Origin of the sequence: Bradyrhizobium sp. NBAIM03 (genome assembly GCF_020194055.1) — a bacterium.
GTDB lineage: Bacteria > Pseudomonadota > Alphaproteobacteria > Rhizobiales > Xanthobacteraceae > Bradyrhizobium > Bradyrhizobium yuanmingense.
Map to the genome: position 1 here is coordinate 162,037 of NZ_JADYVS010000010.1, position 12,243 is coordinate 174,279.

General features: G+C 67.5%; 8 protein-coding genes. All 8 read left to right on the plus strand.

Going from position 1 to position 12,243, the window contains the following annotated elements:
• Window positions 1–312 precede the first annotated feature (312 nt).
• The 8 genes from dnaE to frr all read left to right on the plus strand — a co-directional run bounded on the left by dnaE (window position 313) and on the right by frr (window position 12,187).
• Window positions 313–3,816 (plus strand): DNA polymerase III subunit alpha, encoded by a 3,504-nt coding sequence (gene dnaE / locus I6F21_RS17660; protein WP_225147148.1) that lies wholly within the window; start codon window positions 313–315, stop codon window positions 3,814–3,816.
• Between the two features lie 271 nt (window positions 3,817–4,087).
• Window positions 4,088–4,450, plus strand: coding sequence for a DUF2846 domain-containing protein (locus I6F21_RS17665; protein ID WP_036010067.1), 363 nt, complete (start codon window positions 4,088–4,090; stop codon window positions 4,448–4,450).
• Window positions 4,451–4,789: 339 nt separating this feature from the next.
• Window positions 4,790–5,485 (plus strand): carbonic anhydrase, encoded by a 696-nt coding sequence (locus I6F21_RS17670; protein WP_128265646.1) that lies wholly within the window; start codon window positions 4,790–4,792, stop codon window positions 5,483–5,485.
• A 222-nt stretch (window positions 5,486–5,707) separates the two neighbouring features.
• A complete protein-coding gene (locus I6F21_RS17675) occupies window positions 5,708–8,518 on the plus strand; it encodes a caspase family protein (RefSeq protein WP_225140034.1) in 2,811 nt (936 codons plus the stop codon).
• A 211-nt stretch (window positions 8,519–8,729) separates the two neighbouring features.
• Window positions 8,730–9,725 carry a 30S ribosomal protein S2 gene (locus I6F21_RS17680; RefSeq protein WP_036010040.1) on the plus strand — a complete coding sequence of 332 codons (996 nt, stop codon included), beginning with the start codon at window positions 8,730–8,732 and terminating at the stop codon, window positions 9,723–9,725.
• Between the two features lie 133 nt (window positions 9,726–9,858).
• Window positions 9,859–10,782, plus strand: a complete 924-nt coding sequence (tsf, locus tag I6F21_RS17685; protein ID WP_225112543.1) for a translation elongation factor Ts — start codon at window positions 9,859–9,861, stop codon at window positions 10,780–10,782.
• Between the two features lie 59 nt (window positions 10,783–10,841).
• Complete coding sequence (gene pyrH / locus I6F21_RS17690; protein WP_036010035.1) at window positions 10,842–11,558, plus strand: UMP kinase; 717 nt, start codon at window positions 10,842–10,844, stop codon at window positions 11,556–11,558.
• A 65-nt stretch (window positions 11,559–11,623) separates the two neighbouring features.
• Window positions 11,624–12,187 (plus strand): ribosome recycling factor, encoded by a 564-nt coding sequence (gene frr / locus I6F21_RS17695; protein ID WP_025036556.1) that lies wholly within the window; start codon window positions 11,624–11,626, stop codon window positions 12,185–12,187.
• Window positions 12,188–12,243: the final 56 nt, after the last annotated feature.

Sequence of the window (12,243 nt, forward strand, 5' to 3'; positions counted from 1 at the left end):
ACAATGTTCTTCATACGTTCCAACAAGGGAGCCGGCCATGTTCAGGGTTTTCGTGGAAGAAGCCGCCGCACTGGCGTCCATCACGCTGTTCGTCGGGATGATTGCGATCTGGGCCCAGGTCATTCCGCAGCTGTAGGCCGGCTTTCTCCGACCTCTTGGGGAAAAGCGGGACGACGCGCCCAAGCGGCCGCTCCGGCGTGGACTCTCAAGCTGTGAGACCCCACCATTGAGAGGCGAGTCGGCTGCGAGTGCATGATGCCTTGAGGCGCCGGCGACCGCTCCATCTCATCTGCAAGAGGCCGTCACGCGACCATGCCGAGCGCCGGATTTGTCCACCTTCACGTTCACTCGGCCTATTCGCTGCTCAAGGGCTCGATCAAGATCGCCAAGCTCGCCGAGCTTGCCAAGAAGGACCACCAGCCGGCGCTGGCGCTGACCGACACCGACAATCTGTTCGGCGCGCTGGAGTTCTCCGACAAGATGGCGGGCTCCGGCATCCAGCCGATCGTCGGCTGCGAGCTCGCCATCGATTTCGGCGACCAGGATCCCAACGCGCGCAACGCGATGGGACCCTCGCGCGTGGTGCTGCTCGCCGCGCAGGAGCGCGGCTATCGCAGCCTGATGCGGCTGAACTCGCGTGCGTTCCTGGAATCGCCCGACAGCCATGCTCCGTTCATCAAGCTCGACTGGCTCGAGGGCGAGACCGAGGGCCTGATCGCGCTGACGGGCGGGCCGGACGGGCCGATCTCACTGGCGCTCGCCGGCGGCATGGCCGAGCTCGCCGGGGCGCGGTGCGAGCGTCTGGCTGCTCTGTTCGGCGACCGTCTCTACATCGAATTGCAGCGCCACAACGCCGAGAAGGAGCGGCGCGTCGAAGGCGGCCTGATCGACATCGCCTACGCCAAGGGGCTGCCGCTGGTTGCGACCAACGAGCCATATTTCGCGACCACCGACGATTACGAAGCGCATGATGCGCTGCTCTGCATCGCCGGCGGCCGGCTGATCGCTGAGACCGACCGTGTGCAGCTGACGCCGGATCATCGCTTCAAGACGCGCGCCGAGATGGCGGTGCTGTTCGCCGACATTCCGGAGGCGCTGGCCTCGACGGTGGAGATCGCCGAGCGCTGCTCGTTCCGGCCGATGACGCGCAAGCCCATCCTGCCGTTCTTCACCGTCGGCGCCGCGGCGAGCTCGGATGCCGCCGCGGTCGAGGCGGCCGAGCTGAAGCGCCAGGCGGAGGAGGGGCTCGCCAACCGTCTGCGCGTGCACGGCCTCTCTCAGGGCACGACGGAAGAAGACTATAACAAGCGCCTGGCGTTCGAGCTCGACGTCATCATGCGCATGAAGTACGCGGGCTACTTCCTGATCGTGTCCGACTTCATCAAATGGGCCAAGGCTCACGGCATTCCGGTCGGGCCGGGCCGCGGCTCCGGCGCAGGTTCGCTGGTGGCGTGGGCGCTGACCATCACCGACCTCGACCCGATCAAGTTCGGCCTGCTGTTCGAGCGCTTCCTCAATCCGGAACGCGTCTCGATGCCGGACTTCGACATCGACTTCTGCCAGGACCGCCGCGGCGAGGTGATCAGTTACGTGCAGCAGCGCTACGGCCGCGACCAGGTCGCGCAGATCATCACCTTCGGTACGCTGCAGGCGCGCGGCGTGCTGCGCGACGTCGGCCGCGTGCTGCAGATGCCCTACGGCCAGGTCGACAAGCTGACCAAGCTGGTGCCGCAGAATCCGGCGGCGCCGGTGACGCTGGCGGCCGCGATCGAGAGCGAGCCGAAGCTGCAGGCGTTCCGCGACGAAGATCCCGTGGTGGCGCGCGCCTTCGACATCGCCCAGCGTCTCGAAGGCCTGACCCGCCACGCCTCGACCCACGCGGCCGGCATCGTGATCGGCGATCGCCCCTTGAGCGAGCTCGTGCCGCTCTACCGCGATCCTAAATCCGACATGCCGGTGACCCAGTTCAACATGAAATGGGTCGAGCCGGCGGGCCTCGTGAAGTTCGACTTCCTCGGCCTGAAGACGCTCACCGTGCTCGACGTCGCCTGCAAGCTGCTCAAGCCGCGCGGCATCGATGTCGATCTCGCCACGCTGCCGATCGACGATGCCGAGAGCTATCAGATGCTGGCGCGCGGCGACGTGGTCGGTGTGTTCCAGGTTGAAAGCCAGGGCATGCGGCGGGCGCTGATCGACATGCGCCCCGACCGTTTCGAGGACATCATCGCGCTGGTCGCGCTCTATCGGCCGGGCCCGATGGCGAACATCCCGACCTATTGCGCGCGCAAGCACGGCGACGAGGAGCCGGAATATCTGCACCCCGTGCTGGAGCCGATCCTGAAGGAGACCTTCGGCGTCATCATCTACCAGGAGCAGGTGATGCAAATCGCGCAGGTGATGTCGGGCTATTCGCTCGGCGACGCCGACCTGTTGCGCCGCGCCATGGGCAAGAAGATCCGCGCCGAGATGGACAAGCAGCGCGACATCTTCGTCGCGGGGGCGGTGAAGAACGGCGTGCCGAAGGGGCAGGCCGAGACCATCTTCGAGCTGCTGGCGAAATTCGCCGACTACGGCTTCAACAAGAGCCACGCGGCGGCCTATGCGCTGGTGTCCTACCACACCGCATACATGAAGGCGCATTATCCGGTGGAGTTCATCGCCGCGTCCATGACGCTCGATCTGAACAACACCGACAAGCTCTCCGAATTCCGCTCCGAGGCGCAGCGGCTCGGCATCAAGGTCGAGCCGCCGAACATCAACCGGTCGGGCGCGACCTTCGAGGTCGGCGAGAACACGATCTACTACGCGCTCGCCGCGCTCAAGGGCGTCGGCATCCAGGCGATCGAGCAGATCATCGCGGAGCGCACCCGGGGCGGCCTGTTCACCTCGCTCGCCGATTTCGCCGCGCGCGTCTCGCCGCGCGCGATCAACAAGCGCATCATCGAAAGTCTCGCCGCCGCCGGCGCCTTCGACACGCTGGAGCCGAACCGGGCGCGCGTCTTTGCCGGTGCGGATGCGATCCTCGCCGCCTGCCAGCGCGCGCATGAAGCTGCGACCATCGGCCAGAACGACATGTTCGGCATGTCGGCGGATGCGCCGACCATCATGCTGCCGCAGGTCGAGCCATGGCTGCCGGCCGAGCGGCTGCGCCGCGAATACGACGCGATCGGCTTCTTCCTGTCGGGACATCCGCTCGACGATTACGCGACCGTGCTGAAGCGGCTGCGGGTGCAGAGCTGGGCCGAGTTCTCGCGCGCCGTGAAGACCGGCGCCACCGCCGGCAAGGTTGCCGCGACCGTGGTCTCGCGCATGGAGCGGCGTACCAAGACCGGCAACAAGATGGGCATCATGGGGCTGTCCGATCCCACCGGCCATTTCGAGGCGGTGCTGTTCTCGGAAGGCCTTGCGCAATATCGCGACGTGCTGGAGCCGGGCGCGGCCGTGCTGCTGCAATTAGGAGCCGAGCTTCAGGGCGAGGACGTCCGCGCCCGCGTGCTGCATGCCGAGCCGCTCGATGATGCCGCGGCCAAGACGCAGAAGGGGCTGCGCATCTTCCTGCGCGACACCAAGCCGCTGGACTCGATCGCCAAGCGTCTCGCCGGGCCCGAGATGGCGGCTTCCAACGGCGGCGCGCCGAAGGTCGGCAGTCCGGGCATCGCACCGCGCGGAAACGGCGACGGCGAGGTCTCGCTGGTGCTGATGCTCGACCTCGAGACCGAGGTGGAGATGAAGCTGCCCGGCCGCTTCAAGGTCTCGCCGCAGATCGCCGGCGCGATCAAGGCGGTGGCAGGCGTCGTCGACGTGCAGCAGCTTTAGCTTCTCCGCCACGCGTTCCGGTTTTTGCAAAGTCGTCATACTGCATCGGTTGCAACCCTGCGCTGATTCCGACTAGCATGTCCCGGGGAATGGAATGGGGCGTGTGATGCTGCGACAGGTTGCGTTGTTGTTGGCCGTTTGTGCCATGCTGACGGGGTGCGTCAGCAATCAGGTTGGGACGGACTTTGCGTCGGTGTCGAAAAAGGTTGGTCCTCCGCGCGCGGGGCACTCGCGTGTGGTGTTCCTGCAGGACAAGAGGAGCGGCTTGAGCATGGCTATTTGCGCCTGCGAGGTGAAGCTCGACGGTGCGCCGCTCGGAAAAGTCGTGGCCGGAAAATACGCCTATGCCGACCGGCCTGCCGGGCGTCACGACGTGCTGCTCACCGAGCTGATGTTTCCGGGCGAGACCAAGCGCGAGATCGTCATGGAGGCAGGCCGGACGCATTTCTACCTGATCAAGAGCAGCCCCCGGCACGATGCGGCCATGGGCGGCGCCGTGCTCGGCGGTTTGGCCGGACTTGCGGTCGTGTCCGTCGCGACGGCGGGCGAGGCCAATCTCGGTCCGGGCGAGCTCGTCGCGCTGGATGAGGCAACCGCGCGGACGAAGCTCGCGGAGCTGGAAGCCGTCGAGTAGGACGCGCGGTACGACGACGTGCCTCTGATCGCGCTGGCGCAGGGGCTCTTTGGCGGGTTGATCTCGAATGCATGCAGGCGGACGCATGTTCGTGCAATCGTCGGGCGCGGAATGACCGGCCTTTCGGCTTGCAGCATAGCGCGCGGTGCAGCAATCATCGGTTGCATCAACTAACATTTGTTATTTCTTCATATCGGCGCACCTATCTTCGCGACGCTTCATTCGTCCACTGACCCGAGGAGACGTCACATGTGCGACAAGTGTTCTGACACTCTGCATCACCAATCTCTGCGCCAAGACTCTCTGCGCCAAGACATCGCGCCGTCGCGGCGATCGGCGATGCTGTTTGGCGCCGCCGCGTTCGGCATGACCTTCGCCGGTGGAGCTTTCGCCAGTGGCGCCTTGGCCAAGGACGCCAAGCAGCCGCCGAAGCCGCAGAACGTGCTGTCGCCCGACGCGTCGCTGAAGCGACTGATGGAAGGCAATGGGCGCTACGTCGCCGGCGTGTCGCGACGTCACGATTTCAAGCACGAGCGCGAGGCGCTGGCCGGCGGACAGAATCCGTTCGCGGCCGTGCTGAGCTGCGCCGACTCGCGCATCGCACCGGAATATGCGTTCGACGCGGGGCGCGGCGACCTCTTCGTCTGTCGCGTCGCCGGAAATTTTGCCGGCACCGAGACCATCGCAAGCATGGAATATGCGGTGGCGGTGCTGAACACACCGCTGATCCTCGTGCTCGGCCATGATGCCTGCGGCGCGGTCGACGCGACGCTGAAGGCGATCAAGGACAATACGTCGCCGCCGGGGCACATTCCCTCGTTGGTCGATGCGATCGCGCCCGCCGCAAAGGCGGCGATGCAGCAGGGCGGGGACGTGCTCAACAAGGCGATCCGGCAGAACGTGGTCGACAACATCGCCAAGCTGAAGACGGCTGCGCCGATCCTCAATGCGGCCGCGGAGCAGGGCAAGCTGAAGGTCGTCGGCGGCATCTACCGGCTAACCACGGGCACGGTCGATCTGATCGCCCAGGGCTGAACGGACCGAGGAGCCTTGTGCCGCAGTGCGGTCGCGAGGCTTGCAGGCCTCACGTGGAGGTTCGAGGTTTGACGTGAGGTTTGGCGTGGAGGTTTGAGTTGGGCGGCGGCGCCATGCCGCCGCCTCAATCCGCGCTTTTCGTTCAAGTGCCATTCAGCTGGCCGCGCGCCTGATATGCGGTATATGCGGTGGCCACCTCAACGACAAAAGCAGGCACAAGCCATGCGTGGGACGCTCAAAGTCTTCCTCTGCCTTCTCCTGCCGATGGCGGTCCTTGCCGCAGGCGCGCCGCATCAGGCGCGTGCCCAGCAGCAGGAAAAGCGTATTGCGCTCGTGGTCGGCAATGGCGCCTACGCCAAATCGCCGCTGGCGACCACCGCGAACGATGCCGGCCTGATCGCGCAGACGCTCCAGGCGGCCGGCTTCGACGTGGTCGGCGCGCGCGATCTCGACGGCGACACGCTGCGCAAGAGCTTGCGCGATTTCATCCAGAAGGCCCAGGCGTCGGGCCCGGGCACCGTCGCGATGATCTATCTTGCCGGCTACGGCGTGCAGCTCGCCGGCGAGAACTATTTCATCCCGGTCGATTCCAACATCAGCCGCGACACCGACATACCGACCGAGGCTCTGCGCATCAGCGACTATGCGCGCCAGCTCGCATCGATTCCGCTCAAGGCCAATATCGTCGTGCTCGATGCAGCCCGTGCGCAGCCCTTCATCGAGGGCGGTCAGCCGATCGCGAGCGGTCTGGCGCTGGTCGAGCCCGAGGCGAACATGCTGATCGCCTTCAATGCCGCGCCCGGCACGGTGGCGCCGGAGGAGCCGGGGCCCTACGGCATCTATGCGCAGTCGCTCGCCGAGATGATCCGCACCGGCGGCCTGCCGCTGCCCGAGGTGTTCGACCGCGTCCGCCTGCGCGTCAACGAGGCCTCCAAGGGTGCGCAGGTGCCCTGGAACGAGCAGAAGATCTCGGCGCCATTCTCGTTCTTCGAGCGCGCGCCCGATGCGCCGCCGCCGCAGGCTGCGCCCGACCAGGTCGCCGCGATCCGCGGCAAGCCGATCCGCGATCTCGGGGTGCAGGACGCCTATGCCGCCGCGCTCGAGCGCGACACGCTGGCGGCCTATGAAGAGTTTCTCGCGGCCTATCCGAACGATCCCCTCGCCAAGCGCGTGATGGCGATCGTTGCCGCGCGCCGCGAAGCCATCACCTGGCGGCGGACCTACCGGACCGACACGCCGGAGGCCTATTGGTCGTATCTGCGCCGCTATCCGCGCGGGCCGCATGCGGCGGATGCGCGGCGCCGCCTTGCGATCCTCACCGCGCCGCCCGAGCCGCCGCCGACCTTCGCGATGATCGACTACGACGTGCCGCCACCGCCGCCGGAGGAGGTGGTCTATGTCGATCGCCCGGTGCTGTATTTCAGCGATCCCGATTTCGGCTTCGCGCCGCCACCGCCGCCGCCGGTCTATTATCTGCCGCCGCCGCCGCCGGATTTCGTCGTGCTGCCGCCGCCGCTGCCGGTGGTCGGTCTGTTCGTGCTGCCGCAGCCGGTGTTCGTGCCGATCCCGGTGTTCGTGAGGCCGCCGGTCTATGTCGCGCCGCCGCCGAACAACATCATCTACCAGAACATCCACAACACCACGGTCATCAACACCGTGATTAACCGCCCGCCGGCGCCGCCGCCGGCCGCGGGGCCGGCGCTCGGATCTGGGATCGGACCTGGCAATCTGGCGCCGGCGGTTGCCGGCCGCGCCACGCCGGCAGGACCGGCCGTGCCGCAGGCGGTCGTTCAGCGCGCCGCCCTGATCCAGCAGGGCAAGGCGCCGATGCCGCCGAGCGCGACCATCCAGCCGACGGCGAGGCCAGGTATCCCGACACCAGCTCCGGCCAATGTCGCGCCTGGCACGACAGCGCCGCCGCCCGCCGGCGCCAAGCTGCCGCAGGCCAATATTGTGCCGCCGCCGGGAGCTCCCGGCAGCCCGCCAGCCGGAGCGGCGCCCGGAGCTGGGACGCCGGGAGGCACACCAAGTCCGACCGCAAACGCTCCCGCCGGCAGTGCCGCTACAACCCCGCAAGCGCTGGCTCCGACCAAGCCGCCGCCGGCCAATACGCTGCCGGTGCCGGGATCTCCGGGCAGCCCGCCGGCCGGAGCGCCGCCCGCGACGGGGACGCCCGGCGGCACGCCCAGTCCGAGCGCGAACGCTCCCGCCGGCAACGCCGCAGCAACCCCGCAAGCGCTGGCCCCGACCAAGCTGCCGCCGGCCAATACGCTGCCCGTGCCCGGCACCCCCGGCGGGCCGCCGCCGGCCAGGGCAGGGGCTGCGCCCGGGACTGTCCCATCCCCTGGCAAGCCCGCCGCGACCGCCACGGCGCCGAGCGGCAACGTTCCGCCGGCGCAGCCGAACGCGGCAACGACGCCTAATCACCCGCCGGCTTCCGGAACCGCGGCGAGCCCGTCCGCGGCCCTGGCCAGGCCGCCGGGGACAACGACCCCGCCTGTGCCTGACCTGCGCGGCAGGCCGGGCGGGCCCCAGCCGGGCGCTTTGCCGCCGCCGAGCGCGGCCACCGGCAAGCCCGCGGCCCCGACTGCGGTCAAACCCGTGACACCTGCGCCGCCGCCCGTAGCGGCGCGGACACCGTCCGGAGTTCAGGGTCATCGGCCCGCGCCACCGCCGCCGCAGGCCGCCAGGCCCGCCGCTCCGCCGCCGCCTCCTCAGGCTCTGGCAAGGCCGACGCCGCCGCCTCCGCCGCGCGTTGCGCCACCTCCGCCGCCGCGAGCGGCGCCTCCGCCCGTGGCCGTGGCACGGCCGGCGCCGCCGCCACCTGTTGCCCGGCCGGCGCCGCCGCCGCCTCCGCCAGTAATGGCGCGGCCGGCACCACCTCCGCCGCCGGTTGCGCGGCCAGCGCCGCCGCCGCCGCCACCTCCGGTCGCCCGACCGGCGCCGCCGCCGATGGCCGCCGCGCCGCATGCGCCTCCGCGGCCGGCCGGACCGCCACCGAAGAGCTGCCCCCCGGGCCAGCCCAGGTGTTAGGAGGCGCGAGGGGCAGGGGATGCCGGGATGCGACAGCAGCCTAGAGGCGTCCCCAAAGGCCGTTATTTCCTTGCTTCTGGCCGAAATGGCGCTATATAGCGCGCCATCTCACACGGAAACATGGCTCACAAGGCCGTCCGGTGGCAACCGGGGCGTGAACGCTCCGTTTTGCTCACACGTTTCCGGAGGAACCAACCGGAGAATTAGAACGATGGCACTGCCCGATTTCACTATGCGTCAGCTGCTCGAAGCTGGCGTGCACTTTGGTCACCAGTCTCACCGCTGGAATCCGAAAATGGCTCCGTTCATTTTCGGCACCCGCAACAACATCCACATCGTCGACCTCGCCCAGACCGTGCCGATGCTGCATCAGGCCCTCCAGGCCGTCAGCGACACGGTGGCCAAGGGCGGCCGCATCCTGTTCGTCGGCACCAAGCGCCAGGCGCAGGACGGCGTTGCCGACGCGGCCAAGCGCTGCGCGCAGTATTTCGTCAATTCGCGCTGGCTCGGCGGCACGCTGACCAACTGGAAGACGATCTCGGCTTCCATCAAGCGCCTGCGTCACCTCGACGACGTGCTCTCGGGCGGCGAAGCCAATTCCTACACGAAGAAGGAGCGCCTGACGCTGCAGCGCGAGCGCGACAAGCTCGACCGCTCGCTCGGCGGCATCAAGGACATGGGCGGTCTGCCCGACCTGATCTTCGTGATCGACACCAACAAGGAAGACATCGCGATCCAGGAAGCCCAGCGGCTCAACATCCCGGTCGCTGCGATCGTCGACACCAATTCGGACCCGAAGGGCATCACCTATGTGGTGCCGGGCAATGACGACGCCGGCCGCGCCATCTCGCTGTACTGCGATCTCGTCGCGCGTGCGGCGATCGACGGCATCTCGCGCGCGCAGGGCGATTCGGGCATCGACGTCGGCGCATCGGCCCAGCCGGTCGCCGAAGAGCTGCCGGCGGCGTCCTCGAGCGGCTTCCAGGGCCTTGCGGGTCCCCGCGGCACTGCCGACGACCTCAAGAAGCTCCCGGGCGTGTCGGGCGCGATCGAGAAGAAGTTCAACGACCTCGGCATCTTCCACTATTGGCAGCTCGCCGAGCTCGACCACGACACCGCGCACACGATCGGCGAAGAAGTCGGTCTGCCGAGCCGTGCGGATGCCTGGGTGGCCAAGGCCAAGGCGCTGACCGCGGAAGCGGAATAGTCAAAAAGAGCGATGGGTTGGCCGGATAGGATCCGGCCACCATTTCAGTTGACGCGAATTCCTGAGATGGACCGCGGCGGGGCGATTCGATGCCGCGCCGCGGCAAACCGGCAGGCACAAAGGATTTTCAACGATGGCAACGATCACAGCTGCGATGGTCAAGGACCTGCGCGAATCGACCGGCGCGGGCATGATGGACTGCAAGGCCGCGCTCACCGAAAACGACGGCAACATGGAAGCGGCGCAGGACTGGCTGCGCAAGAAGGGCCTGTCCAAGGCCGCCAAGAAGTCGGGCCGCGTCGCCGCCGAGGGCCTGATCGGCGCGCTCACCAAGGGCACCAAGGGCGTCGTGGTCGAGGTCAACTCCGAGACCGACTTCGTTGCGCGCAACGGCCAGTTCCAGGGCCTGGTCAAGATGATCGCCCAGGTCGCGTTCGACGTCGGAGCGGACGTCGAGAAGATCAAGGCCGCCAAGGTCGGCGACGTCACGATCGAAACCGCCATCAATGATGCGATCGCCACCATCGGCGAGAACATGACGCTCCGCCGCGCCGCCGCGCTCGAGGTGAGCCAGGGCGTTGTCTCGCACTACGTCCATGGTGCCGTCATCGACGGCGCCGGCAAGATGGGCGTGATCGTGGCGCTGGAATCGCCGGGCAAGGCCGATGAGCTCGCAGCGCTCGGCCGTCAGATCGCGATGCACATTGCGGCCGCCAACCCGCTGGCGCTCGATCCGTCCGGCCTCGATCCGGCCGTGGTCAAGCGCGAGAAGGACGTACTGGCCGACAAGTACCGTCAGCAGGGCAAGCCCGAGAACGTGATCGAGAAGATCGTCGAGTCCGGCCTCAAGACCTACTACAAGGAAGTCTGCCTGCTCGAGCAGGCCTTCATCCACGACACCGGCAAGTCGGTGGCGCAGGCGGTGAAGGAGGCCGAGGGCAAGGTCGGCGGGGCTGTGAAAATCGCGGGCTTTGTGCGCTATGCTCTCGGCGAGGGAATCGAGAAGCAGGAAAGCGACTTCGCGGCCGAGGTCGCCGCGGCCAGCGGCAAGAAGTAAGCGCCGGAAGTTCCTTCCGGCGTGCCGCCGGAAGCGGCGCCCGGACAAGGAAAGTGCTCATGACTGATCCGGTCTATCGTCGCGTCGTGATCAAGCTGTCCGGCGAGTATCTCGCGGGACGGCAAGGCTTTGGCATCGATCAGCCGACCGTCGACCGGGTTGCGGACGATCTGATCGCGGCCCGCCATCTCGGCACTGAGGTCGCGGTCGTGATCGGTGGCGGCAACATGGTCCGCGGCGTCGAGGTCTCATCCCGCGGGGTGTCGCGCACCACCGGCGACACCATGGGCATGCTGGCCACCATGATGAATTGCCTCGCGCTGGAAGCGGCGATCGAGCGCAAGGGAACGCCGGCGCGGACCCTGTCGGCCTTCGTCATGCCCGAGATTTCCGAGCTGTTCACCCGCACTGCGGCACACAAATACCTGGCCGAGGGCCGCATCGTGCTGCTCGGCGGCGGGACCGGCAACCCGTTCTTCACCACCGACACGACCGCGGTACTGCGGGCCGCCGAGATCGGCGCGCAGGCGGTCCTGAAGGCGACGAATGTCGACGGGGTCTACTCGGCCGATCCGAAGCAGGATCCGACCGCGACGCGGTTCGACCGCCTGACGCATTCGCAGGCGATCGAGGGCGGTTACAAGGTGATGGATGCGACCGCCTTCGCGCTTGCCCGCGAGACATCGCTGCCTATCATCGTATTCTCGATCGCGGAGCCGGGCTCGATCGGCGCGATTCTGCGTGGCGTCGGCCACGGAACCATCGTCGCCGGCTGACGGCTCATCTGGCGCGCCGAACGGACGGTGCGGAGCGGTCGCCGGGATTTTGAAGGAGAAACGTGATGGCCACGGGTAATTTCGATCTCAACGAAGTGAAGCGTCGCATGCAGGGCGCCGTCGCCTCGCTCAAGCACGAGCTCGGCGGCCTGCGCACGGGACGCGCCTCCGCCTCGATGCTCGATCCGGTGCAGGTCGAGGCCTATGGCAGCCACATGCCGCTCAACCAGCTCGCCACCGTCAGCGTGCCGGAGCCACGGCTGATCTCGGTGCAGGTCTGGGACAAGTCGATGGTCAAGGCCGTCGAGAAGGCGATCGTCGATTCCAATCTCGGCCTGTCGCCCGCGACCGAGGGCCAGGTGCTGCGCCTGCGCATTCCCGAGCTCAACGAGGAGCGCCGCAAGGAGCTGGTGAAGGTCGCGCACAAATATGCCGAAGCCGCCAAGGTCGCCGCGCGCCATGTCCGCCGCGACGGTCTCGACGTGCTCAAGAAGCTCGAGAAGAATCACGAGATGTCGGAGGACGACCAGAAGCGTCACGCCGACGAGGTGCAGAAGGCGACCGACGGCACCATCGCCGAGATCGACCAGTTGCTGGCCGCCAAGGAAAAAGAAATCCTCACCGTCTAAAGCGCGATGAGTATCATCATCGCGCTTTAGGCTATTGTTCGCGCATGATCTTGTCG